Genomic DNA, 23,925 nt, shown 5'->3' with positions numbered 1-23,925 from the left:
GACTGCGGCCCACGTAGCAGGGCGGCGCGCAGGATAGCAGTTGTTCAGCCGTTTTTGATTGGCACTTCCGGTATTGACACGCTCACCCTTCCGCGGTGCGCCACGCCGCCACCTTGGCCCGCGTCTGTTCGAGCAATGCGTCCAGCGCCTTGCGGTCGTACACCTGCCCACGCAGTACCACCGTGTCGATCGCTCGCGTCGCGTTGATGTCCTGCAGCGGGTTGTTGTCCAGCAGCACCAGGTCGGCGGCCTTGCCGCTGGCGATGCCACCGTAGCGGTCCAGCGTGCCGAACCACGCCGGGCCCGCGCGCGTGGCCGCGGACAATGCCTGCGCCGGGGTCAGCCCCTCCTCGACGAACAGCGACAACTCGTCGTGCAGGCCGATGCCGGGGTAGTTGAACGAGTTGAGGAAACCGGCATCGGTACCGGCCATGATCGTTACGCCGGCCTGTTGCAGCATCGGCAGCACCGCGGCGACCTGGTGGTATTCCTGGTGGCGCGCCTTGACCTGTGCCGGCGTCGCCTTCGCCGCACGTTCAACGCGCCAGGCGTAGGTGGCCTGCAGCTTCGGGCCGATATAGGCCAGGTACGGATCGTTGGCGTGGTCGTCCTGGTCGAGGAAATCCAGGATGCGGCCGCCGTTGAGCGTCGGGGTCACGAACACGCCCTTGGCGGCAAAGCCGCGGTAGGCAGCCATCGCCGTGTCACGATCGAAGCCGGCATCCAGGCGCCGATTGGCCTCGGCGCGATCGATGCGCCCGGCCGCGAAATCCGCGGCGATCGCCGCCTCGTCCTTGACCCCGGCCTTGTAGGCGTAGTCCAGGTGTTCGATGGAGCTGATCCCCGCGTCCACTGCCTGCTGTACGGTCAGTGCCATCGGGATGTGGCCGGAGGCGCGCAGGCCGTTGGCGCGCGCGCCACGCACTGCGGCCAGGAACAGCTCGGGGGTCAGCGTGCTGTCGGTGATCTTGACGAAATCCACCCGGTCCTGCTTCAGCCGCAGCAAGGCCGCATCGAGGTCGGCCTGGCTGCCCACTTCAAGGGTGCCCTTCCAGACCGGCTTGATGCCCTCGATCTTGGCGCCGGAGGTGAACAACTGCGGCCCTGCCAGGCGGCCGTCACGGATATCGCCGCGCCAGGCCAGCACCTGCGCCGGCAGATCGCCGGAGGCATCGCGGATCGTGGTGATGCCGTGGGCGATGTAGAGCGGCAGCAGCGCCTTGTTCTCCTCGATCAGCGCAGGACCGCCGCCGAAGTGCACGTGCATGTCCCACAGCCCGGGGATCAGGTAGCGGCCCTTGGCCTCGACCTTGGTCGTGGCTGACCACTGCCGCGCAATGACGGTGTCATCCCCCACTGCCACGATGTCGGCGCCGCGCACCACGACGCTCTGGTCGGCCAGCGTACGGGCGTGCTCCACGTCGACCACGGTGGCGTGGCGGATGATCAGGTCCGCCTGTTCGGCGGAGAATGCGGGCGCGGCCAGCAGCAACAGCGCGGGAACCAAGGCACACAGCGTGGTTTTCATGGGGCGGCAGGGAGGGAAGGAAGACGGGCCACCTTAAGACCGTGCCGCCTGCATGCACCAGTTAAATTTCGGCATGCGCCGCATGCACAAGGCAAATGCCCTGCCGCGCCGTCCGGCGTCGACAGGGCACGTCGCGTCGCCGGCGACTAGACCTCGCCCTGCATGGCCGGGCGCGCCTGCAGCCTGCCCAGCCAGTCCTTCACCGCCGGATGGGCATCCACGTCCGCACCCACGTACACGCCATAGCCGACGACGGAGCCCACCACCAGGTCGACCAGCGAGTAAGCCTCCCCCAGCATCCAGCGTCGCTCGGCCAGGTGTGCGTCCAGCAGATCCAGCAAGCCATCCACCCCGGCCAGTGCAGCCGCCGCATGCGCGTGGTTGCGCAGCGCCTCATCGGCGGTGGCCAGCGACAGCCGGCTCAGCAGCGCCGCATAGGTGACATAGGCCCAACTGGTCCAGGCCAGCGCCTGCAGCCGCGCCGGGCTGTCATCGGCCGGCCACAGCCCCTGCGCCACGCCGTAGCGCCCGCCCAGCCACTGCAGGATCGCCACACCCTCGAACAACGGCGTGCCGTCCACCACCAGACACGGCACCTTGCCGTTCGGATTGATCGCCAGGTATGCCGGCGTACGCTGCTCGCCTGTGCGGATATCGATCCGCACCCGCTCATGCGGCACGGACAGTTCGGCCAGCGCGCAGGCGACCGGGGTGGCACTGGACATCGGGTGCCAATAGAAGACGAGGGACATCGGGAACTCCTTGAGGATGATGGTGCGGGAACGGTGCCGGCCTGCCAGGCTTGCACCCTGGATTCAGGCTAGCCACCATTGCGGACAGGTTCCGTCCTCGATCAACCGCCACACTGGGCCCATGCTGACCGCCTCCACCCGCCTGCTCGGCCTGCTATCCCTGCTGCAATCGCGGCCGCACTGGGGTGGCAATGACCTGGCCGAGCGACTGCAGGTGCACCCGCGCACCCTGCGCCGCGACATCGATCGCCTGCGCCAGCTGGGCTACCCGATCCAGGCCAGCAGCGGCGTCGCCGGCGGCTATGCGTTCCGCGCCGGACGTGCACTGCCGCCGTTGCTGCTCGATGACGAGGAAGCCCTGGCGGCGGCCATCGCCTTGCGCACCGCCGTGACCGGCACCGTCAGCGGCATCGAGCAGACCGCGATCACCGCACTGGTCAAGCTGGAACAGGTGATGCCGCCGCGCCTGCGCAAGCGCCTGGACGCACTGCGCTCGACCATCCTGCCGCTGGACCAGTCGGGGCCGGTAGTCGACGCCGGCCTGCTGGCCACCCTGGCCGGCGCATGCCGCGACCAGTTGCAGCTGGACGTCCACTATGCCGACCGACACAACCAACCCAGCCATCGCCGGCTCGAGCCACAGGGCGTGGTGCATGCCGACCGGCGCTGGTACCTGGTCGCCTGGTGCACCGCGCGCAGCGATTGGCGCACCTTCCGCATCGACCGCATCGTGGCCGCGCCGGTGGTCGGCGCCCACTTCAGCCCGCGCCCGCCGCCGGGCAACGGCGACCTGCGCGAGTGGGTCGCGCGCTCGCTGGCGCTCGGCCAGTACAGCGAACAGGCCCGGGTGATCCTGCATGCACCGTTGGCCAGCATGCAGCGCCAGATCCCGGCCTCGGCCGGGGCACTGGAGGCGGTGGACGCGGAACGCTGCCTGCTGGTCTGCGGCGCCGGCGCGCTCGGCTCACTCGTGTACTGGCTGATGGCGATGGAGCTGGAATTCGAGGTCCTCGGCCCGCCCGCCCTGCAGCAGAAGCTGCGTGACGCCGGCGAGCGGGTTGCACGTGGGCTGGCCCGCGCCACACCCGCGCCTGCACCCGGCACGTGACCGGGCGCGGCGGTTTGCCGGGCCCGGGGCCGCGTGCAAGACTTCATCCCCATGCCGAACGTGGATGGCAGCGTGGCCGCCAGTGAAAAACCCAATCGCAGCCTGTTCGACCTCGACCTGCTGCGCGCGATCGTGACGGTCGCCGACTGTGGCAGCTTCACCACGGCCGCCGCGCGCCTGCATTCCACCCAGTCCACGATCAGCCAGAAGATCCGTCGCCTGGAAGACATGGCCGGGCACCCGCTGCTGGTGCGCGGCAATCGCGATGTGCACCCCACCGACGCCGGGCAGACCCTGCTCGGCCACGCCCGGCAGATGCTGGCGTTGAACGAACAGATGCTGCAGGCACTGGCCGGTGCCACGGTGGCGGTGACGGTGCGGCTGGGCGTGCCGGAGGATTTCGTCAACGCGCGCACCACCCAGTTGCTGGGCCGCTTCAACCGCCGCCACCCGCAGGTGAAGCTGGAGGTCACCAGCGGGCTGAGCCGCGACCTGGCCAACGGCTACGACCACGGCGAACTGGACCTGGTCCTGATCAAGCAACGCCGCAACAGCCGCGAAGCCACCGCCTGCTGGCCCGAGCCGATGCGCTGGGTGGACAGCGCCCGCACCCCGTGCATCGCACTGGACCCGATCCCGCTGGTGACCTTCCCGCTGCGCGGCTTGTATCGGGACGACCTGATCGCCGCGGTCGAAGCCATGGGCCGGCGCTGGCGGATCAGCTTCACCAGCTCCAGCCTGAGCGGCATCCAGGGCGCGGTCGCCGACGGCATGGGCATCAGCCTGCTGCCGGCCCGCGCCATGACACGCGAGCATCGCGCACTGAATCGCCGGCACGGCCTGCCGCCGATGGACGGCATGGAGATCGCCCTGCTGCATCGCCCCGGTGCCGACCCCCTGGTGCGCGAGCTGGCCGGCCGTTTCGCCCGACTGCTCGATCGCGAGCACCGCTGACGCCGCGTGCCAACGGCCCGGATAGTGACGAGGCTCGCGTACCACTGCTAGGAATCGTCGTAAATTCGGGTGTAAGCGACATTGCTGCACATCCAACCGGGGAGAATCTCCCAACACTTCCTATCGCGTAGCCCCCTTTGTCCAACAGCAAACAGATCCCATGAGCGGACAGGCCACCCCCTGCACCCTGAAGATCGCGCTGCTCGACGACCACGATGTTGTCCGGCACGGCAGCTTCGTCCACCTGTCCTGCGATCCGCGCTTCGACGTGGTCGGCAGCCATGCCCACAGCCGCGAACTGTTCGACACACTGTCATCCACGCACGTGGATGTGGCCGTCGTCGATTACGCGCTGTCCATCGACGACCTGCCCGGCCTGGAGCTGCTGCCGCTGCTGCGCACGCACTTTCCCTGGGTCCGCCTGCTGCTGTTCACCGCGCACTGCAGCCAGGTGCTGCTGTCGCGCCTGATGGATGCGGGCGCCAGCGGCGTGGTCAGCAAGACCGAGCGCCTGGATGCGCTGGCCGTTGCCGTCGTGCATGTCGCGGCCGGACTGTGCCGGCTGCCGGACGGCTTTGCCAGCGACATGGATGCCCTGGCGCTGTCCCGCAGCGAGCGCGAAGTGCTGCGGTTGTGCCTGGCCGGAATGAGCGTCACCGAGATCGCCCACCACCGGCACCGCAGCATCAAGACCGTCAGCACGCAGAAGCACACCGCCTTCCGCAAACTCGGCCTGCGCAGCGACGGCGAGCTGTACATGCTGCGCCACCAACTGGCGCCGCTATGAGCCGGGCCCGGGGCCGCGCATTGGCGGCAGCGCTGGCGGCGGTCGTGGCCACGCCTGCGGACGCCGTGGCCGCCGCCCGCACCGTGCACGTCGCCCTGGACCCGGGCCAGCACCGGGCACTCGTCGCCAGCGCGCTGCCGTCGCGCCAGGCCAGCCTGGCGCACGGGTATGCCGCCCTGATCGGCACCCATAGCGGCGTGCGTTTCGACGCGCACGAAGTGCCCTCGCACCAGGCGGCGCTGCGCGCGGTGTGCGACCGGCGCGCCGACCTCATGCTCATGCTTGGCCCCCTGGAAGAGGCGCCGTGCGCACTGGCATCGTCGGTGGCGTACTACCGCGGCGAGACCCTGCTTGCCAGCCGCCACGCCAACCGCGCCAGGCTGTCGCTCACCGACACGCGCCCGCACCGGATTGCCGTGGTCCGGGGCAGCCGCTATCCCAGCTGGCTGCGCCGGCATTACCCGCACCTGCAGGTAGTGCCCGCCCCCGACCTGCCGGGCGCGCTGGCCGCGGTCGAGGCCGGCATCGCCGACGCGGCACTGGGCCTGGACGTGCTGATTCGACCGCTGGTCCGGCGTGACTTCGCCGACAGCCTGCAGCTGCAGAGCGCGCCGGCCGACCTGCCCGCCGATGTCTTCCTGGTCGCCCGTGCGGCCGACCAAGCCCTGCTGCACGACATCGACACGGCGATGCGGGCGATCACCCCTCGGCAACACGCCCAGGTGCTCACGGAGGTGGCCGCCCATCGTCCATTCGACCCGCCCTCGCCCGCCGCACTCATGCGTCACTTCCGCTGGGAATTGGCGGCCGCCTGCGCGGCGTTGGCGGCACTGCTGGTGCTTGGCGCCTGGCTGGCGCGCGCCCACCGGGCAGCCCAACGCAGCGAACAGCGCCAGGCGCGCTTCATCGGGGTGATGAGCCACGAGGTGCGCAACGCCGCCCAGGCGCTGGTCGCCTCGGTGGACCTGCTCGGACAATCGCACCTGGACCAGGGCCAGCGCCAACTGGTGGACGCCGCGCGCGCCGCCGGCGTCGGCCTGCGCCAGCTGCTGGGGCATGCGCTGGATTACTCGCGCATGGCCGCCGGTCACTTCCAGCCGGTCCTGGACTGGCACGACGTGGCGGACCTGGCGCAGGAGTGCATCGCCGCACTGCACCCGGCGGCCCACGCCAAAGGCCTGGTGCTCTGCCTGCACGCGCCACCCGCGCCGCTGCCCAGGCTGCGTACCGATGCCGCCGCCCTGCGCCAGATCCTCAACAACCTGCTGGGCAACGCGCTCAAGTTCACCGCCAGCGGGCGCATCGATGTGACCGTATCGCTGCGCCCGCAGGCGCACGGCGAGCAGCTGTGCCTGACGGTCAGCGATACCGGCATCGGCATTCCCCTCGAGCGCCAGGCCGGTGTGTTCAAGCCGTTCGCGCAGGCCCACGACACCCAGTCCCAGGTCCTCGGCGGCGCCGGCCTGGGCCTGTCGATCTGCCACGACCTGGTGCAGGCCCTGCACGGCCGCATCCATCTGTGCAGCGCACCGGGCCGTGGCAGCCGCTTCGAGGTCATCCTGCCGGTGGTGAGCGAGCCTGCGACCACCCCGCCGGCGCCCCGCCCGCTGGCGGGCTACGCGGTACTGCTGGTGGAAGACCATGCGCTGAACCGCGCTTTCGTGGCACGCCGGCTGGAAGCGCTCGGCGCTGCCGTGCACGCCTGTCGCGATGCGGCCGGCGCCCTGCAGCGCCAGGCCGCCGCACCGGCACGGCTGGTGTTGATCGATTGCAGCCTGCCGCAGGTGAGTGGCTACGAGCTGGCACAGGCGCTGCGCCGACTGGAAGCCGCACAATCGCAGCCGCCCGCACTGCTGGTGGCCTTGTCGGCGGCCACCTCCCCTACCCATGTGCAGCGCTGCCACGCCAGCGGCATGGACGCGGTGTTGTGCAAGCCATTGGATGAGCGGCAGCTGCTCGCCGCCTTGGGGCTGGACCATCCCGACGCCGCCATCGCCGCGCCTGCGATGGCCCGCAGCGATCCGTTGTTTCCCCCGTTGCTGCAGTCGCTCGGCGACGAGTTGTCGGCGATGCAGCGGGCATGCGCCCATCGGCAGGCCGGGCTCATCCGCCACCATGCCCATCGCCTGACCGGCGCCTTGCGCATGCTGGGCCAGGAGGACCTGGCCGACACCGCTGCCGACCTGCAGGAGCTGGGCCTGGCGTCGGCGGCCAGCTGGGCCGAGGCCGACCGCCTGCTGGCCTACCTGCAGGACGCCGTGCCGCAGATCGAAGCAGGGACTACTTGAGCTGCAGCGGGTAGCGCTGCCACAGCACGTGCACCAGGAAGCCGGTCAACTCCGGGTCCTTGCTGCTGATCGCCGCGCGGATCTTGTCCAGCAGCACCATGTCGCTGCAGGTGCGCACATCGGCATGCCCGGCTTGCCCGGCGCGGCGCGCACGGTAGCGGGCCGCACGCTGCGCGTCGGTCATGGCGTAGCCGAACGTGGGCGGACGACCGCGCTTGCGCGGCAGCGTCAGCTCCAGGGTGCCGGGGTCTTGTTCATCGCGCATGACGGACGAGGATGCGAACGGGGGCGCGCACGATATCGTGAGACATCACTTTAATCCAGCGTTTTCAGCGCTTTTTCTGCATCCCGTTGCGGTCCCAGCGCCGACGCCGGCTCAGCGCCAGCCCTCGGCCACCCGTGCGCCGGCCCATACCAGCGCCATCCCGCCCACCAGGCTGATGCCCAGGTACAGCGGCATCATCAGGCCGCGCTCGGCACGCGCGAAGACCAGCGTCTCCAGCATCATCGAAGAGAACGTGGTGAGCCCGCCGATGATCCCCACGATGAGGAAGGCGCGCCAATACAGTGCGGCGCTGCCGCGGCTCTGCAGCCAGACCATCACGTACCCGGCGGCGAAGGCGCCGACCAGGTTCACCGTCAAGGTGCCCCACGGAAAGCCGGCGCCTAACTGGCGCAGCATCGCATCGCCCACCATGAAACGCAGCGCCGCGCCCAGCGCGCCACCGGCCATGACCAGGCCCAGCTGTTGCCACCACACACTGAAGCCGCCCATCACTGCCCACCCTTTTCGGCCCGCGCCTGTTCACGCGCCGCGCGCAGCCTGTCCAGCTTCTCCTTCAGTTTGATCTCCAGCCCGCGCGGCACCGGCTCGTAATACACGCGCTCGCCCATCGCATCAGGGAAGCCGGTCTGGTCCAGCGCGATGCCGCCGTCGGCATCGTGGTCGTACTGGTAGGTCTTGCCGTATCCCAGCTCCTTCATCAGCTTGGTCGGCGCGTTGCGCAGGTGCAGCGGCACCTCCTGCGTGCCGGTCTCGCGCACTTCCTGCCTGGCTTTGTTGAACGCGGCGTAGCCGGCATTCGATTTGGCGGTACTGGCCAGGTACAGCACCAACTGCGCGAACGCGAGCTCGCCTTCCGGGCTGCCGAGGCGCTCGTAGATGTCCCAGGCTTCCAGCGCCATCGACTGCGCGCGCGGATCGGCCAGCCCGATGTCTTCGATCGCCATGCGGGTGAGCCGTCGCGCCAGGTAGGACGGATCGCAACCGCCATCAAGCATGCGGGTCAGCCAATACAGCGCGGCATCCGGGTTGGAGCTGCGCACCGACTTGTGCAACGCCGAAATCTGGTCGTAGAACTGCTCGCCGCCCTTGTCGAAGCGCCGGGTGCGGTCGGCCAGCACCTGCAGCAGCATCTCCGGACTGATCCGGCCCCCATCCCCGCCCGCCAGTTCGGCGGCGATCTCCAGCAGGGTCAGGGCGCGGCGCACGTCGCCGTCGGCGGCGGTGGCGATTTCCAGCAGCGATTCCGGGGCCACCTGCAGGGCTTCGCTGCCCAGGCCGCGTTCGCCGTCCTGCAGCGCGCGCTCCAGCGCCTCCACGATGTCGGCCGGCGACACCGATTCGAGCACATGCACACGGCAGCGCGACAACAGCGCCGAGTTCAGTTCGAACGAGGGGTTTTCGGTGGTGGCGCCCACGAACACGATGGTGCCGCGTTCGATATGCGGCAGGAACGCATCCTGCTGCGCCTTGTTGAACCGGTGCACCTCATCGACGAACAGCACGGTGCGGCGGCCGTCGGCGAAGCGCTGGGCCGCCTCGGCCAGCACCTGGCGCACCTCCGGCAGACCGGACAGCACCGCGGAGATCGCGCGGAACTCGGCATCGGCGTAGTGCGCCAGCAGCAGCGCCAGCGTGGTCTTGCCACAGCCCGGCGGCCCCCACAGGATCATCGAGTGCACGTGCCCGGATTCGACCGCGCGGCGCAGCGCGCTGCCCGGGGCGAGCAGGCGTTTCTGCCCCACCATCTCGTCCAGGGTCTGCGGTCGCATCCGCTCGGCGAGCGGACGCATGTTGTCCCGATCCACGGTCAGGAGATCGGGGCCGTTGAATGTCGTTCGGTTTCTGGCCACCCGCGTATTCTATCGCGAGCGCGCGTGAACCCACGTCGGATCGGCACCGGTAGAGCCACCCATGGGTGGCTGCTCTCCGTGCGGCGGACGCATTTCGCATGCCGGTAGAGCCACCCCATGGGTGGCTGCTCTCCGTGCGGCGCACGGGATATCAGGAAGGCCCCAGCCAGGCATGGCCTGGCTCTACCCCCCTCCCGTCTCACTGGCCCGGGGCTACGCTCGCCCGTCCCGGCTTATTCGCCGATGACGTCGGTGCCCTTGGGCGGTGCGAAGCTGAAGGTGCCGGCGGCAAAGCCCGGGTTGCGCTTCCAGCCGGTGAAGTTGATCACCGTGCGCTGACCCACCGCGTCCACCACCTCCATCCGCGCCAGGCCCTGGGCATTGAAGCCCAGCGCGGCGTACTGGAAGGCGGTGTCGGTCTCGCGCTTGGGGCTCAGCGACAACCACTGCAGGCCATCGCGGGCCGCCGCTTCTTCGCTCACGTCGTACTGCTTGTCCAGCAATGCCGGATTGATCAGCGCGGTCAGCGGGCTGTTCTGTTCCTCGGCGCCCTGCGGGCGCACGGTGGCCTGCTCCAGATCCTTCTCATACACCCAGACCTTCTTGCCATCGGCGACGATCAGCTGCTCGTGCGGCTTGATGTATTCCCAGCGGAACAGGCGCGGCGCCGACAGCGCGACGCGGCCGCTGGTGTTCTCCTTGACCTTGCCCTTGCTGTCGAACACCTGCTGGCTGAACTGCCCATCGAGCCCCTTCAGGCCCTGGGTGAAGCGGTTGAGTTCATCGCGGGCGCCGGCCCAGGCCGAGGCCGACCCGACACTGGCCACGACCAGGGTGGCGGCAACCAGATAGCGGCGGAAAGGGGTATGCATGGGCGTATCCAGACAAAATGGGAAGGATGGCGGCAGTGTGCCCATTTAAACCTGAATGGGCGATCAGGGGCAGTCCGCACAGGGTGGCACGGGCACGCTACGCCCGCGGCGACCCCTCAGGGGTTGGCCTGGACGGTCTTCAGGTCGCCGTACACCACCTGGCCGCGGAAACCACGCCGCACCTGCTGGTACAGCTCGCGGAACGCAGGGTAATCCTGCGGTTGGCACAACGCCTGCGCGCCGCGCACCGCGCGTTGGTGCAGGCGATGGTGGGCGATGATGGTCTGGCCCTGGCGGCTCCAGTCCAGGGTGTACTCACCGGCGGCGTTGCTGAACTGCTGGCCGCGCGGAATCGCCACGATCGGCACCCCGGCCGGGAACTGCAGGCGATAGGTCTCCTCGCGCAGGCTGTCGGTGCAGTAGAACGGCGCGTCGTTCTGCGGCGCCGAGGTGGTCGCGTAGATGCCACGCACCGACTCGGCTCCGGGCGCGTCCGGCAGCGGCATGCCGCCCACCACGCCAAAGTCCACGTAATCGCTGGCGTGGAAGTCGTAGCGATAGTTGAACGGCTGCGCCAGGTCCTGCGGGTCGCCAAGCAGGGTGAGCGCGCCGGTTCCGTCGAAGCCGGAGGACGCCATGATCGACTCCTCCACCCGCGCGCGGTTCTGCGCGTTGAGCCGGGCAAACGAGCCCCGCATGCCGATCTCGGTGACCCCGCTGGGCTGCTGCACGGTCTGCCCGGTCAGGTTGCCGAGCGCATCGAAGCGGAAATCGACCTGCAGGCCATTGCCGTTGCGCGTGGCATCGTTGTCGGGCGTGCGCGACAGCGTGGCCGTGCGGGTCAGCAGCACCGGCGCGCCGAGGTCCGCGTCGGGCAACTGGCCGAAGCGCGCATAGGGGCTGGTCGAGTCCAGGAACAGGTCGAACTCGGGGATGTAGGTGATGGCGTGGTTGAAGCGGCCCAGCAGCGGAATCGCCGGCAGGCTCGGCCCGCCACCCGCGCCGATCAGCACCGCGCTGCTCTGGATGCCGCGCGCGGCCAGCAGCGCCTCCAGGATCACCACGTGGTCCTTGCAGTCGCCGTAATGGTTGTCGAGGATGCTCTGTGCCGGATTCGGCTCCAGCCCGCCATTGCCCAGGTACACCGCCACATAGCGGATGTTCTGCGCCACCCAGCGATACAGCACCGCCGCCTGCTCGCGGCGGTCGTCGATGCCGGCGGTCAACTGGTCGGCCAGCGCCTGGATGCCGGGTGTCACCTGCGCGGCCTGCCCACCCTTGAGCTGGTACGCGCGCGCCACCTGCGACCAGTCTCGGTAGGTGCTGGCCATGATCGTCGGGCTGAATTCCCAGGGCGCGGCCGACCAGTTCTGCGACTGCATCGGGGTGCCGCGCTGGTAGCGCCAGGCCCAGCTGGCCTGGCCGTCACGGATCGTCGGCCGGTCGCTGCCCTGCACCCCGCGTTGCTGCACGAACATCGGCAAACTGGCCGGTGCGGTCAGGGTCACGCGCGCGTCGTCGTACTGGGTGAACACGCTGAAGGTTTCCCACAGGCCGAAGTAGCCCGGGAAATACGGCGTGTTCTGCGTGCGACGGGTGGTGTAGACCACGCGCGTGCCCGGCGCCAGGTTGGGGAACACCACCACCCGCACCTTGCGGTCGGCGTACATTGCCGCCGACGCGCTGGAGTAGCTTTCCTGGGTGTAGATGCGGTCGGCCGGCACGTCGCGGCGCTGGCCGTCGGCGGTCAGCGTGTAGGCGGCCAGGACCTCCAGCGTTTCCATCTTCTCGCTATAGCTCAGCCGCACCTGGCTGAACTGCTCGACCGCAGCCTTGGTCTTGAGCAGGATCTCGTACTCTTCGGTCTGGGTGTTGCCGGCATCGGCGCGCACGGCATAGTCCGCGCGGTAGCGCACGAAACTGAAATTGTTGCTGGCCTGCGCGTCGCTGGCGACCGATGGGCCGGGCGTCGCCGGCGGCGCCGCCGCAGGCGTCGCATCGGCATGCGCCACGACCGGGGCAACCCCCAGTACGCCCCACAGCATCCAGACCATCGGCTTCATTGCAGGTTCCTTGTACGGGGCGATGCCCATGGCCTGGCGGCGCGGCGTTACTTCGGCGGCGGCGGCGCCAGCACGCTGCGGTCGCCGTTGTGTTCGGGCGGACTGACCACCCCGGCCATTTCCATCGCCTCGATCAGGCGCGCGGCACGGTTGTAGCCGATCTTCAGCCGGCGCTGCACGCCGGAGATCGAGGCGCGGCGGGTCTCGGTGACGATGCGCAGGGCCTCGTCGTACAGCGGGTCGGACTCGTCACCGCTGCTGCTGCTCGCCTCGGGCAGGCCACCGGCACCCACCACCACGCCGTCGCCCATCATCTGCACCTCGTCGAGGACGCCGCTGATGTAATCGGCCGGACCACTGGCCTTGAGGTGCTCGACCACGCGATGCACTTCCTCGTCGGACACGAACGCACCGTGCACGCGGTCCGGCAGCGCGGTACCCGGCGGCAGGTACAGCATGTCGCCGTGTCCCAGCAGGGTCTCCGCACCGGACTGGTCCAGGATGGTGCGCGAATCGATCTTGGAACTGACCTGGAAGCCGATGCGGGTGGGGATGTTGGCCTTGATCAGGCCGGTGATCACATCCACCGACGGGCGCTGGGTGGCCAGGATCAGGTGGATGCCGGCCGCACGCGCCTTCTGCGCCAGGCGCGCGATGAGTTCTTCGACCTTCTTGCCGACGATCATCATCATGTCGGCGAATTCGTCGATGAAGATCACAATGAACGGCAGCGTCTCCAGCGGACGCGGGGCTTCGCCCAGCTCCGGGTTCGGCTTGAACAGCGGGTCCATCATCGGCTGGCCGGCGTCCTCGGCATCCTTGACCTTCTTGTTGAAGCCGGCCAGGTTGCGCACGCCCACCGCGCTCATCAGCTTGTAGCGGCGCTCCATTTCGGCCACGCACCAGCGCAGGCCGTTGGCGGCCTCCTTCATGTCGGTCACCACCGGTGCCAACAGGTGCGGGATGCCCTGGTAGACGCTCAGTTCAAGCATCTTCGGGTCGATCATCAGCATCCGCAGGTCTTTCGGCGATGCCTTGTAGAGCAGGCTGAGCACCATGGCGTTGACCGCCACCGACTTGCCCGAACCGGTGGTGCCGGCCACCAGCAGGTGCGGCATGCGCGCCAGGTCGGCCACGGTCGGGCGGCCGGCGATGTCCTTGCCCAGCGCCAGGGTCAGCGGGCTGGCCGACTTGTCGTACTCCTTGGAGCGCAGCAGTTCGGACAGGTAGATCATTTCGCGGGTGACGTTGGGGATTTCCAGGCCCACCACCGACTTGCCCGGGATCACGTCGACCACGCGCACCGACTTGACCGACAGGCCGCGGGCGATGTCCTTGTCCAGCGAGCTGATCTGGCTGACCTTGATGCCCGGCGCCGGCTCGATCTCGAAGCGGGTGATCACCGGGCCCGGATAGGCACCGACCACCTGGGCCTCGATACGGAAGTCCTTGAGCTTGAACTCGATCTGCCGCGACAGCGTTTCCAGCGTGTCTTCGTCGTAGCCCTTGGGCTGCGGCTTGGGATCGTCCAGCAGCGCCAGCGGCGGCAGGTCCGAGCCGTCACCGTTGACCCCGCGGAACATCGGAATCTGGGTCTCGCGCTTGGCCCGGTCGCTCTTCTCCAGCACCGGCTCCGGGCGCGGCTCGATCTTGACCGGCTCGCGCTTGGCGCGGACCTCGGCATCGACCTTGCGCACTTCCTGACGCTCCTCGCGCAGGGCGCGGGTCTGCTGCCATTCGGTGGCCTGTTCCTTTTTCTTGTTGAACAGCGGCGGCAGCGCCAGCACCCAGCGGCCGATCTTCTCCATCACCACGAACCAGGAGATGCCGGTGGCCAGGGTGATCGAGGCCAGCAGCAGCACCAGCACGAACAGGTTGGCGCCCAACGCGCCGAAGCCGGCACTCAGGGAATTGCCGACCAGCCGGCCGAGGATGCCGCCGGCATGGGCGACGTCGCCGGTGAACAGGCGCACGTGCAGGAAGCCGGTGCCGGCGATCAGGAAGCCGACCAGGCCGACCAGGCGCAGCGCCGGGTCGAGGTCATGCCCGCCCTTGCTCTCGCGCTTGAGCCCGAACATGGCGATCCAGGCCAGCGCGCCGAGCACGATCGGCAGCACGAAGGCGATGTAGCCGAACAGCTGCAACAGCACGTCGGCGATCCAGGCGCCGACACGGCCGCCCATGTTGTGGATGGGCGCGACCACGCTGCCGGTATGCGACCAGCCCGGGTCGGACGCCGAATAGGTGAACAGACTGGCCACCAGATACAGCAACGCCGGGGCGATCGCGATCAGGCCGAGGTCGCGCCACAGTCGCTGACGGCCCGAATTGTCGGCAGGCGCAGGCGCCGCCGCAGCCTTGCGCGACGGTTTGCTGTCGGGAGACTTGGATCGTTCCGGGAGCTGCTTCGCCACCTTAGACCACACCTTGGGAATGCACTGTTAGTGCTTGATAATAAACGACTGGGCCGCGCTTTTCAGTGCCGACCGCTGGACAATTCAGTTGCCGCCGTCAAATCGATGGCGCGGGGCCCGGTCATGGCCCTTGCGGACCGCCCCGTTCCACCGGCCGCCTTGAATCGCCCCGCCCCTGCCGCCACTCTATGACCTGTCTTGGACGTCACGCAATCACCGCCGGCGCCCCGCCCCACCCCTCTTACGCGAGTCTACATGAGCCATTCCCTGCCCTCCCGCCACCAGAAGCTCGTCATCCTCGGCTCCGGCCCGGCCGGCTGGACCGCCGCCGTCTATGCCGCGCGCGCCAACCTCAAGCCGGTGGTGATCACCGGGCTGCAGCAGGGCGGCCAACTGATGACCACCACCGAAGTGGACAACTGGCCGGGCGATGCGCATGGCCTGATGGGCCCGGACCTGATGACGCGCATGCAGGCCCATGCCGAGCGCTTCGAGACCGAGGTCATCTTCGACCACATCCACACCGCCGACCTGTCCCAGCGCCCGTTCAAGCTGATCGGCGACAGCGCCGAGTACACCTGCGACGCCCTGATCATCGCCACCGGCGCCACCGCCAAGTACCTGGGCATCGAATCGGAAGAGGCGTTCAAGGGCCGCGGCGTGTCGGCCTGCGCCACCTGCGACGGCTTCTTCTACCGTGACCAGGACGTGGTCGTGGTCGGCGGCGGCAACACCGCCGTCGAAGAAGCGCTGTACCTGTCCAACATCGCCCGCAAGGTCTACCTGGTCCACCGCCGCGACACCCTCAAGGCGGAGAAGATCATGCAGGACAAGCTGTTCGCCAAGGTCGCCGCCGGCAAGATCGAGACCGTGTGGCACCACCAGGTGGACGAAGTGCTGGGCAACGATGCCGGCGTGACCGGCGTGCGGGTCAAGTCGACCCTGGACGGCAGCACCCGCGACATCGAGGCCCACGGCTTCTTCGTGGCCATCGGCCACCACCCCAACACCAGTCTGTTCGAGGGCCAGTTGACCATGAACAACGGCTACCTGGACATCCGTTCGGGCCTGGGCGGCAACGCCACCCAGACCTCGGTCGAGGGCGTGTTCGCCGCCGGCGACGTGGCCGACCAGCACTACCGCCAGGCCATCACCTCGGCCGGCTTCGGCTGCATGGCCGCGCTGGATGCCGAGCGCTACCTGGATGCGAAGGGCGAGCTGGGCTGAGGCCGGGCAGCACCGGCGCAGCAGCAACGGAAGGCCGGCGCAGTGCGCCGGTCTTTTTGTTAGGGGTGCGGGCTATGGGGCGCCATGGCAGCTCAAGCCTGGCAGCTGCGACGCATAGCGGCGTGACCCAGCGTCATTTTTGTCCGCAGCTTCACCGCCCTCCCGGGAATATGGCCCTGGAACGACGGAATGTCTTCATGCTCACTCCCAGCCAACGAAGCTCAAACGCGGCTACCCGAATACTGAGCCAACGGTGGCGCAGCCATCCCGTGTAAACCCGGCCTATGGACGACGGATGCACTGCTGCCGATGCCGGACCGGCACCGATTTGACCCCGTCATCATCAACCAGCGAGGTCTCCCAGAACAATGGGGCCGAACCGCCGTTGTTGCAGGACAACGCGATCTTCAACGGCGTCGGCTGCGGTACCTCCACGGTGATCTCGCTGCCTCGGCAGACCCAGCCCGGCGGGCACCCCACGTTGCGCGTCACGATGCGCAACGGATACTGCGGATAGCCCTCAAACGGCACCTCGATCTCGCGGGAAGCGCCCTGGGACATGCTGACATCCTCGATGGCTTCGCCCTTGAGCGGCTTGCAGTCCTTGCCTTCGCGGAACAGGCGGTAGCCCTTTTCGACGCCCTTCATTGAGGCGGCGCGAAATTCTGGATCGAGTAGCGCAGCTGCATCAGCAGCATTGGTATGAAATGCCGTTTCAACGATTATTGACGGCATGTGCGCCTCTCGATTCTCCCCTTTGTTATCAACATGCGGGGCGGGCGCCACCACGAAAGTCTCATAGCCGGCCCTACTTTGTATCAGTTCTTTCATTGAGCACAGCACACTACGTCCCAGTGCAGCGTCAACAGCCCGGCCCGGCTGGACTATGACCCGGCTACCACGCACCACGCCACTGTCTTCGCCATTGCTGTGAAGATGTATGACCACATCTGCCCCGACGTGGTTGGCTAGCTTTGGCCTGCTATTGATGTCCTCCCGCTCCTCCCTGTCCCATAGCGTACTGCCTGCGTATGTATTCCATATCCCGGTCTCCATGGGGTATTGCTGCGCGATTGCATAGCGCGCGGCCATGGTCCACCACTCGAATCCACTCTCTGGATGAGTCGTACCTGGCTCCTGTACGCGTGCCCGTGTGACTGCCATACCACTACGAGCCTCCACCAAAGCCCTCAATTCACCTGCATACAAAGGCATCAGCAACCCCTCGCTTACACCGTTGTGCTCATCGCGGGAGGTTACCCACGTATTAGTCCTGTAGCTCATGAAATAACCATGACCTGCCGCAACAACTGCCAGCCCGGACCGTTCCGCCGCTTGCCGCCGCTCGCCTTCCAGGCGGGCAGCGTCATCGGCAGCCTTGACCTCGGGAAAGTAGTGGTAGATATCCTTGCCGTCGTACAGGTACTCCACGGCACTGACTGGAGCGAACTTTTCGGCTTCATAGATCAAGCCGTTGTTTATGTTGCTTCTCTGGTCCTCGAATGAAGGGCCGTAGTCCTCAGGAAGAAATGACCTGTCCAGGCGCACCGTAATAACCCCGGTTGCGATGTTCAGCGAGGCATTGACATGCCGGGGGCGCGACTGACCGTCTACCAGCGCCACCCGTTCCAAGGCATATCGAACGCGCTGCGTCAACAAGGTATCGAGCTCGACATCGCGCTCTAACTGCAGCGACTCTGCACTTGCACCGCGCACCGACGCGGCGAGAAGAAGATTCGCCCCTGCAATCAATCCGACCAGCAGTAGAATGGAAGTGACTTGGCGTGACATTGACGTTCTCCGTAGGATCAAGGGGCGTGCATGGCCGCATCACCTCGTCATCAGATTGCCCCGCCCTGTCAACGCTAAACGCGCGTTTCCGCACGCTTCGCTGAGCCCGCGGAACCTTGATCCAATCAATGCAACGAAACAAATTGATAAGACCTACTCACTAAACCGACCCCTGCGCCCAGCACATCTATATCGACAGCACGGTCACCTCTCCGCTGCCCAGATTCACCCAGACCTTCGCCGTAATAACGGCAGCTGTCAGCTCCGGCGCGGCTGCCTGTCCATTAATTGCTCGATCTCCTCTGTGGAGCCGTCTTCTTCAATGGGGAGAAAGCCTGGCCCGAAGTTGATCCCCAGCATTCTCCGTTCAATATCCACCTGAGCCGAGACAGTTGCGTTGGCCGCCTGGGAGCGCTTGATGCGGTCAGCGTCGAGAAGCCGCTGCGCTTCTCGGGTGAGCAGAAGATCCAGTCCTGCGTCACTCCCATTGACACTCGCAAGTCCTCATATTGATTCCCCCAATCATGTGAATGAAGCCCGCGCCCTCGATACGGCTTGCGCATGCTTACCGCGCCTTCCGCTGTCATCCCAATCGGTGCGCTACCGCCCAGTTGTCGCGAGGTGCCGAATAGACTTTCAATCAGTTCCGCAAAAGGCATTGATCCACCCTCAGCCCCCATTCGCCATCGCCCTGCCCTATCCTCTCCCCATGCCCGATCCACGCTTCCTCCATCGACTCTCCGACATCCCCGCCGCCGACTGGGACGCCCTGCACGACGGAAGCAATCCCTTCGTCCGCCACGCCTTCCTGGCCGGGCTGGAGCAACACGGCTGTCTGCGCCCGGAATGGGGCTGGCGCCCGCGGCACTTCACCCTCTGGGACGGCGACGCCCTGGTCGCAGCGATACCGGGTTACCTGAAGGACAACTCGCACGGCGAATTCGTGTTCGACCATGCCTGGGCCAATGCGTACGCGCGGCACGGGCTGGACTACTTCCCCAAGTGGCTGGGTGCGGTGCCCTACTCGCCTGTGACCGGGCCGCGCCTGCTGGCCCGCGACGATGTCGATCGCGCCGCGCTGGCCGAGATCCTGCGCGCGGAAGTGCAGCGCATCGGCTGGTCATCGGCGCACGTCAACTTCCACCGCGCGGAGGAAGATGCGGCCTTCGGGGCGGACTGGATGCTGCGCGAGGACATCCAGTTCCAGTGGCACAACCCGGGCGAGTGGCGCGACTTCGGCGATTTCCTTGCCGCGATGGACCACAAGCACCGCAAGAACATCCGCCAGGAACGGGCCAAGCTGGCCCGCAGCGGCGTCACCTATCGGATCGTGCACGGCGATGACGCCAGCGAGGACGATCTGCTGGCCATGCATGGCTTCTACCTGCAGACCTTCGCCGAGTACGGCAATGCCCCGGCGCTGACCCTGCCGTTCCTGCGCCACCTGGCCGCCGCGATGCCACGCCAACTGGTCATCTTCCTGGCCCACAGCGACGGCGTCCCGGTTGCCGGGGCGTTGTGCCTGCGCGGTGCGGATACGCTGTACGGGCGCTATTGGGGGGGCGCCACCCTGCCCGGCCTGCATTTCGAGACCTGCTACTACCAGGGCATCGAGTACTGCCTGCGCGAGGGCCTGACCCGCTTCGAACCCGGCGCGCAGGGCGAGCACAAGCTGGCGCGCGGCTTCCTGCCGACAGCCGTGCGCAGCCGGCACTGGGTGGCGGAGCCGGCCTTCGCCGAGGCGCTGGCGGACTGGTGTGCCAGCGAGCGCGCTGACGTGGCGCGCTATGCGCAGGCGCTGGCCGAGCACAGCCCCTTCAAGGCGGCGGACCCGGCATGAGCCGCCGCTTGCCCTGGGCGCTGGACGCGCGCGCCGACGCCCCCTTCCCGCCCGCCGAGACCGCACTGCGCGACCCCGATGGGCTGCTGGCGATCGGCGGCGACCTGTCGCCGGTGCGGCTGCTCAATGCCTACGCGGGCGGGATCTTCCCGTGGTTTTCCGAGGGCCAGCCACTGCTGTGGTGGTCACCCGATCCGCGCATGGTGTTCCGTACCGACGGCGTGCGCCTCTCCTCGCGCTTTCGCCGCAGCGTGCGCGGCAGCGATTGGGTGGTGCGGGCCGATACCTGTTTTGCCGAAGTGATCGCCGCCTGTGCCTCCACCCCGCGCCCCGGGCAGGACGGCACCTGGATCACCGGCCAGATGCAGGCGGCCTACATCGACCTGCATGCGCTGGGCTACGCCCATTCGGTGGAGGTGTTCAGCGCCGACCGCCTGGTGGGCGGCATCTACGGCGTGGCGATCGGCCGGATGTTCTTCGGGGAAAGCATGTTCAGCGCGGCCAGCGGCGGCTCCAAGGTGGCCCTGGCCGGCCTGGCGCAGCGTTTGCGACAGTGGGGCTGGCCGCTGATCGATGCGCAGGTGGAGAACGATCACCTGCTGAGCATGGGCGCCGAACACTGGCCACGGGCGCGATTTCTGCAGGTTGTGCGCGAGCAGGTGGGCGCGGGTGGAGCGCCCGGGTCCTGGACGCAGGCCTTCGGTACGTTCGGCGCGGCAGCGCTGGCCTGACATCGGGCGATCGCGGAGGCCGGTCGACGCTCGGCGCCCCAGCCGCGCCGGGGACCGCCTGGCGCCAAACGCGGGCCGGCACTGCCTGGGACCGCTGAACGTGCCCGATTAACACAAACTTTGCATCCAGGGGGAAGAGCGCGTAAAATGCCCGCTCTTAAGGCCAGCTCGGCCGTTTACAGAACTGCACAGGACTACATGTCGAAAGACGACTCCATCGAGTTCGAAGGCACCGTCAGCGAGACGCTGCCGAACACCACTTTCCGCGTCCGACTGGAAAATGGGCATGAAATCATCGCCCACATCTCCGGCCGCATGCGCAAGAACTACATCCGCATCCTGACGGGCGACCGCGTCAAGGTCGAAATGACGCCCTACGACCTGACCAAGGGTCGTATCACGTACCGCATGAAGTAAGCGGTTCGGGGCGGCTTCCCCACAGAAGCCCCGCCAGAAGGCCAGCCAGGAGCTGGCCTTTTTGCGTGGGCGCGAAAAAGCGGCCGCCCCTGCCAAGCGGCACCCTGACCCTGTGCACCCTGACATCGGTCAGGCTGCCTTGCTGCAGATTCGCCCTGGCGGGCAAGCGCGCACGCTGGTTGCCGGTCCACTCCGGATCGCCACCGTTGGCCCCCGCCATGAAGACCCTTTCCCTGCTGAGCCTGCTCGTTGTCGCCTCTACCGCTGTTGCTGCCCACGCCGCCGAGCCGGCCGCCGCCCCCGCGGCCGACTGCATCACCCTGAGCGCCGACCAGCAGATCGTGCGCGCCAACGCGAACAGCGACGTGCTGCTGCGCAATGGTGACCAGCACTACATCGTGCGCTTCAACAGCAGCTGCACCAGCGCCGCGCAGTCACCCAAACTGGCGTTCGTGACCCCCGACCGCGCGGGCGAGATCTGCAGTGGCGGCATCAGCAGCCTGCGCACGAAATCACAGACGTGCGACATCAGCCGCGTGGATCTGATCACCGCCCAGGAATTCGCCACGCGCGCCCGTGCCCGGCGCTGATCGCCGAGCGATCAAGCGGGCATGAAAAAGCCCCTTGCGGGGCTGGCTCACGTGCAGCGGCAGCGTCACGACCCCGGCCGTGACCGGCCAGCAGCCCGCGCCACGACCGACGGTCGTGGCGCAGGGGTGGCTTATTCCACCGTGGCAGGCAGGCGCCGTTCCGGCTCGGCCTGGGTTTCCACGAACAGCTCGTCGTTGCGGACGTCGATGCTGACCCGGCCTCCGTTGACCAGCTTGCCGAACAGGAGCTCGTCGGCCAGCGGGCGCTTGACCTTGTCCTGGATCACGCGTGCCATCGGGCGGGCGCCCATCAGCGGATCGAAGCCGTGGCGGGCCAGCCAGTCGCGCGCGGTCGGGGTGGCCGACAGGCTGACGTGCTTTTCCTGCAGCAGCATCTCCAGCTCGATCAGGAACTTGTCCACCACGCGCAGGATGTGCTCGAAGCCCAGCGGCTGGAACTGCACCACCGCATCGAGGCGGTTGCGGAACTCCGGCGTGAAGCTCTTGCGGATGATCTCCATCGCGTCGGTGGCGTGGTCCTGGCGGGTGAAGCCGATCGAACGGCGCGAGGCCTGGGCCGCACCGGCGTTGGTGGTCATCACCAGCACCACATTCTTGAAGTTGGCTTCGCGCCCGTTGGTATCGGTGAGCACGCCTCGGTCCATGACCTGCAGCAGGATGTTGAAGATGTCCGGGTGGGCTTTTTCCACCTCGTCCAGCAGCAGCACGCAGTGCGGGGTCTTGACGATCTTCTCGGTGAGCAGGCCACCCTGGTCGAAGCCGACATAGCCCGGGGGCGCGCCGATCAGGCGACTGATCGAATGCGGCTCCATGTACTCGCTCATGTCGAAGCGGACCAGCTCGATGCCCAGCTGCAGCGCAAGCTGCTTGGTCACCTCGGTCTTGCCCACCCCCGTGGGGCCGGCGAACAGGAAGTTGCCGATCGGCTTTTCCGGGTTGGCCAGGCCCGAGCGGGCCAGCTTGATCGCCGAGGACAGCGTCTCGATGGCCGGGTCCTGGCCGAAGATCACCATCTTCAGGTTGCGCTCGAGGTGCTGCAGCACATCCTTGTCGGTGGCGCTGACCTGCTTGGCCGGGATGCGGGCCATCTTGGCGACGATGGTCTCGATCTCCTCGATGTCGATCAGTTCCTTGCGCTCGCCTTCCGGCAGCAGCCGCTGGCGGGCGCCGGCCTCGTCGATCACGTCGATCGCCTTGTCCGGCAGCAGACGGTCGCCGATGTGCTTGACCGACAGGTCCACCGCGGCCTGCAGCGCGTCATCGGCATAGGTCACGCCGTGGTGCGCCTCGTACTTGGGCTTGAGGCCCTGCAGGATCTCGTAGGTTTCGCCCACGGTCGGCTCGACGATGTCGATCTTCTGGAAGCGCCGCGCCAGCGCGCGGTCCTTCTCGAAGATGCCGCGGTATTCCTGGAAGGTGGTCGAGCCGATGCAACGCAGCTCGCCAGAAGCCAGGGCCGGCTTGATCAGGTTGGAGGCATCCATCGTGCCGCCCGAGGCCGAGCCGGCACCGATGATGGTGTGGATCTCATCGATGAACAGCACCGCGTTGGGCATCTTCTTCAGTGCGGTCAGCACCCCCTTGAGGCGCTTCTCGAAGTCGCCGCGGTACTTGGTGCCGGCCACCAGCGCGCCCAGGTCCAGCGAGTAGATGATCGCGTCGGCCAGCACGTCCGGCACCGAGCCTTCCACGATGCGCTTGGCCAGGCCTTCGGCGATGGCGGTCTTGCCCACGCCGGCCTCGCCCACGTACAGCGGATTGTTCTTGCGGCGGCGGCACAGGACCTGGATGGTGCGCTCGATCTCGTCGGCGCGACCGACCAGCGGGTCGATCCGGCCGTTGCGCGCGGCCTCGTTGAGGTTGCTGGCGAATTCGGCCAGGGCGTCGCCCTTGCCCTCGCCTTCGCCGCCCTCGGCGCGGCCCTCGCCATCGGCGGCCGGCGGCACTTCGCCGTCCTCGCCCAGCTTGGCGATGCCATGCGAAAGATAATTGACGATATCCAGCCGGGTCACGTCCTGCTGGTTGAGGTAGTAGACCGCGTGGGAGTCCTTCTCGCCGAAGATGGCGACCAGCACGTTGGCGCCGGTGACCTCCTTCTTGCCCGAGGATTGCACGTGGTACACGGCCCGCTGCAGCACGCGCTGGAAGCCCAAAGTGGGCTGGGTATCGCGCCCGTCGTCTTCGGCCAGACGCGAGACCGAGGCCTCGATGGCCTGTTCCAGCTCCTGGCGCAGCCGCTCCGCATCGGCCCCGCATGCCTTGAGCACGGCTTGGGCGGACGGGTTGTCGAGCAGTGCCAGCAGCAGGTGTTCCACCGTCATGAACTCATGCCGGGCCTCACGGGCGCGCTTGTAGCACTGACCGATGGTGTGTTCGAGGTCTTTACTGAACATGTTCTACTCCGGC

19 protein-coding genes are annotated in these 23,925 nt (G+C 67.6%); 9 read left to right on the top strand and 10 right to left on the bottom strand.

The features are described from left to right. Positions 1–82 precede the first annotated feature (82 nt). Both M2421_RS00740 and M2421_RS00735 read right to left on the bottom strand, forming a co-directional pair. Positions 83–1,528 carry an amidohydrolase family protein gene (locus tag M2421_RS00740; RefSeq protein ID WP_259202605.1) on the bottom strand — a complete coding sequence of 482 codons (1,446 nt, stop codon included), beginning with the start codon at positions 1,526–1,528 and terminating at the stop codon, positions 83–85. A gap of 146 nt (positions 1,529–1,674) precedes the next feature. Beyond that, positions 1,675–2,280, bottom strand: coding sequence for a glutathione S-transferase family protein (locus M2421_RS00735; RefSeq protein ID WP_259202604.1), 606 nt, complete (start codon positions 2,278–2,280; stop codon positions 1,675–1,677). A gap of 121 nt (positions 2,281–2,401) precedes the next feature. Here M2421_RS00735 and M2421_RS00730 point away from each other — a divergent pair, with 121 nt between their 5' ends. From M2421_RS00730 to M2421_RS00715, 4 genes are all read left to right on the top strand, one after another. Continuing rightward, on the top strand, positions 2,402–3,388 hold the full coding sequence (locus M2421_RS00730; protein WP_259202603.1) for a WYL domain-containing protein: 987 nt from the start codon (positions 2,402–2,404) through the stop codon (positions 3,386–3,388). Positions 3,389–3,439: 51 nt separating this feature from the next. Beyond that, positions 3,440–4,342 carry a LysR substrate-binding domain-containing protein gene (locus tag M2421_RS00725; RefSeq protein WP_259202602.1) on the top strand — a complete coding sequence of 301 codons (903 nt, stop codon included), beginning with the start codon at positions 3,440–3,442 and terminating at the stop codon, positions 4,340–4,342. A 160-nt stretch (positions 4,343–4,502) separates the two neighbouring features. Further along, entirely contained in the window at positions 4,503–5,129 is a 627-nt protein-coding gene (locus tag M2421_RS00720; protein WP_259202601.1) for a response regulator transcription factor, read from the top strand. Beyond that, positions 5,126–7,417 carry an ATP-binding protein gene (locus tag M2421_RS00715; protein WP_259202600.1) on the top strand — a complete coding sequence of 764 codons (2,292 nt, stop codon included), beginning with the start codon at positions 5,126–5,128 and terminating at the stop codon, positions 7,415–7,417. Before M2421_RS00720 ends, M2421_RS00715 begins: the two co-directional genes overlap by 4 nt. On the opposite strand, the gene M2421_RS00710 is transcribed toward M2421_RS00715, so the two are convergent. The 6 genes from M2421_RS00710 to M2421_RS00685 form a co-directional block, all read right to left on the bottom strand. After that, complete coding sequence (locus M2421_RS00710) at positions 7,410–7,682, bottom strand: hypothetical protein (protein ID WP_259202599.1); 273 nt, start codon at positions 7,680–7,682, stop codon at positions 7,410–7,412. The two genes, M2421_RS00715 and M2421_RS00710, sit on opposite strands and share 8 nt — an antisense overlap. Positions 7,683–7,793: 111 nt before the next feature. Further along, positions 7,794–8,192 carry a fluoride efflux transporter CrcB gene (gene crcB / locus M2421_RS00705; RefSeq protein ID WP_259202598.1) on the bottom strand — a complete coding sequence of 133 codons (399 nt, stop codon included), beginning with the start codon at positions 8,190–8,192 and terminating at the stop codon, positions 7,794–7,796. Next, a complete protein-coding gene (locus tag M2421_RS00700; RefSeq protein WP_259202597.1) occupies positions 8,192–9,493 on the bottom strand; it encodes a replication-associated recombination protein A in 1,302 nt (433 codons plus the stop codon). The genes crcB and M2421_RS00700 overlap by 1 nt, the downstream gene beginning before the upstream one ends. A 293-nt stretch (positions 9,494–9,786) precedes the next feature. After that, a complete protein-coding gene (gene lolA, locus M2421_RS00695; protein ID WP_259202596.1) occupies positions 9,787–10,425 on the bottom strand; it encodes an outer membrane lipoprotein chaperone LolA in 639 nt (212 codons plus the stop codon). Between the two features lie 116 nt (positions 10,426–10,541). Further along, positions 10,542–12,488, bottom strand: coding sequence for a DUF3857 domain-containing protein (locus tag M2421_RS00690; protein ID WP_259202595.1), 1,947 nt, complete (start codon positions 12,486–12,488; stop codon positions 10,542–10,544). A gap of 47 nt (positions 12,489–12,535) precedes the next feature. Further along, positions 12,536–14,902 (bottom strand): DNA translocase FtsK, encoded by a 2,367-nt coding sequence (locus tag M2421_RS00685; protein WP_259202594.1) that lies wholly within the window; start codon positions 14,900–14,902, stop codon positions 12,536–12,538. A 255-nt stretch (positions 14,903–15,157) separates the two neighbouring features. Here M2421_RS00685 and trxB point away from each other — a divergent pair, with 255 nt between their 5' ends. Continuing rightward, positions 15,158–16,129, top strand: coding sequence for a thioredoxin-disulfide reductase (gene trxB, locus M2421_RS00680; protein ID WP_259202593.1), 972 nt, complete (start codon positions 15,158–15,160; stop codon positions 16,127–16,129). Between the two features lie 282 nt (positions 16,130–16,411). On the opposite strand, the gene M2421_RS00675 is transcribed toward trxB, so the two are convergent. After that, positions 16,412–17,920, bottom strand: coding sequence for an N-acetylmuramoyl-L-alanine amidase (locus M2421_RS00675; protein WP_259202592.1), 1,509 nt, complete (start codon positions 17,918–17,920; stop codon positions 16,412–16,414). A gap of 709 nt (positions 17,921–18,629) precedes the next feature. Here M2421_RS00675 and M2421_RS00670 point away from each other — a divergent pair. From M2421_RS00670 to M2421_RS00655, 4 genes are all read left to right on the top strand, one after another. Next, positions 18,630–19,760, top strand: coding sequence for a GNAT family N-acetyltransferase (locus tag M2421_RS00670; RefSeq protein WP_259202591.1), 1,131 nt, complete (start codon positions 18,630–18,632; stop codon positions 19,758–19,760). Then, positions 19,757–20,491, top strand: coding sequence for a leucyl/phenylalanyl-tRNA--protein transferase (gene aat / locus M2421_RS00665; protein ID WP_259202590.1), 735 nt, complete (start codon positions 19,757–19,759; stop codon positions 20,489–20,491). Before M2421_RS00670 ends, aat begins: the two co-directional genes overlap by 4 nt. 198 nt (positions 20,492–20,689) lie before the next feature. Then, positions 20,690–20,908, top strand: a complete 219-nt coding sequence (gene infA / locus M2421_RS00660) for a translation initiation factor IF-1 (protein ID WP_005409596.1) — start codon at positions 20,690–20,692, stop codon at positions 20,906–20,908. A 218-nt stretch (positions 20,909–21,126) separates the two neighbouring features. Beyond that, positions 21,127–21,498: a hypothetical protein gene (locus M2421_RS00655; protein ID WP_259202589.1), complete on the top strand. Its 372-nt coding sequence runs from the start codon at positions 21,127–21,129 to the stop codon at positions 21,496–21,498. Between the two features lie 131 nt (positions 21,499–21,629). Here the strand turns inward: M2421_RS00655 and clpA are convergent, their stop codons facing one another. After that, positions 21,630–23,912 carry an ATP-dependent Clp protease ATP-binding subunit ClpA gene (gene clpA, locus M2421_RS00650; protein ID WP_259202587.1) on the bottom strand — a complete coding sequence of 761 codons (2,283 nt, stop codon included), beginning with the start codon at positions 23,910–23,912 and terminating at the stop codon, positions 21,630–21,632. Positions 23,913–23,925: the final 13 nt, after the last annotated feature.

This window comes from Stenotrophomonas sp. BIGb0135 (assembly GCF_024810105.1).
GTDB lineage: Bacteria > Pseudomonadota > Gammaproteobacteria > Xanthomonadales > Xanthomonadaceae > Stenotrophomonas > Stenotrophomonas maltophilia_AB.
This window is presented reverse-complemented; position numbering and strand designations above follow the sequence as displayed.

What these genes read in the sequence shown, in the direction of transcription:
- M2421_RS00740 (WP_259202605.1), bottom strand. Translation starts at nt 1,528, where the DNA reads ATGAAAACCACGCTGTGTGCCTTGGTTCCCGCGCTGTTGCTGCTGGCC.
- M2421_RS00735 (WP_259202604.1), bottom strand. Translation starts at nt 2,280, where the DNA reads ATGTCCCTCGTCTTCTATTGGCACCCGATGTCCAGTGCCACCCCGGTC.
- M2421_RS00730 (WP_259202603.1), top strand. Translation starts at nt 2,402, where the DNA reads ATGCTGACCGCCTCCACCCGCCTGCTCGGCCTGCTATCCCTGCTGCAA.
- M2421_RS00725 (WP_259202602.1), top strand. Translation starts at nt 3,440, where the DNA reads ATGCCGAACGTGGATGGCAGCGTGGCCGCCAGTGAAAAACCCAATCGC.
- M2421_RS00720 (WP_259202601.1), top strand. Translation starts at nt 4,503, where the DNA reads ATGAGCGGACAGGCCACCCCCTGCACCCTGAAGATCGCGCTGCTCGAC.
- M2421_RS00715 (WP_259202600.1), top strand. Translation starts at nt 5,126, where the DNA reads ATGAGCCGGGCCCGGGGCCGCGCATTGGCGGCAGCGCTGGCGGCGGTC.
- M2421_RS00710 (WP_259202599.1), bottom strand. Translation starts at nt 7,682, where the DNA reads ATGCGCGATGAACAAGACCCCGGCACCCTGGAGCTGACGCTGCCGCGC.
- crcB (WP_259202598.1), bottom strand. Translation starts at nt 8,192, where the DNA reads ATGGGCGGCTTCAGTGTGTGGTGGCAACAGCTGGGCCTGGTCATGGCC.
- M2421_RS00700 (WP_259202597.1), bottom strand. Translation starts at nt 9,493, where the DNA reads ATGCGTCCGCTCGCCGAGCGGATGCGACCGCAGACCCTGGACGAGATG.
- lolA (WP_259202596.1), bottom strand. Translation starts at nt 10,425, where the DNA reads ATGCATACCCCTTTCCGCCGCTATCTGGTTGCCGCCACCCTGGTCGTG.
- M2421_RS00690 (WP_259202595.1), bottom strand. Translation starts at nt 12,488, where the DNA reads ATGAAGCCGATGGTCTGGATGCTGTGGGGCGTACTGGGGGTTGCCCCG.
- trxB (WP_259202593.1), top strand. Translation starts at nt 15,158, where the DNA reads ATGAGCCATTCCCTGCCCTCCCGCCACCAGAAGCTCGTCATCCTCGGC.
- M2421_RS00675 (WP_259202592.1), bottom strand. Translation starts at nt 17,920, where the DNA reads ATGTCACGCCAAGTCACTTCCATTCTACTGCTGGTCGGATTGATTGCA.
- M2421_RS00670 (WP_259202591.1), top strand. Translation starts at nt 18,630, where the DNA reads ATGCCCGATCCACGCTTCCTCCATCGACTCTCCGACATCCCCGCCGCC.
- aat (WP_259202590.1), top strand. Translation starts at nt 19,757, where the DNA reads ATGAGCCGCCGCTTGCCCTGGGCGCTGGACGCGCGCGCCGACGCCCCC.
- infA (WP_005409596.1), top strand. Translation starts at nt 20,690, where the DNA reads ATGTCGAAAGACGACTCCATCGAGTTCGAAGGCACCGTCAGCGAGACG.
- M2421_RS00655 (WP_259202589.1), top strand. Translation starts at nt 21,127, where the DNA reads ATGAAGACCCTTTCCCTGCTGAGCCTGCTCGTTGTCGCCTCTACCGCT.
- clpA (WP_259202587.1), bottom strand. Translation starts at nt 23,912, where the DNA reads ATGTTCAGTAAAGACCTCGAACACACCATCGGTCAGTGCTACAAGCGC.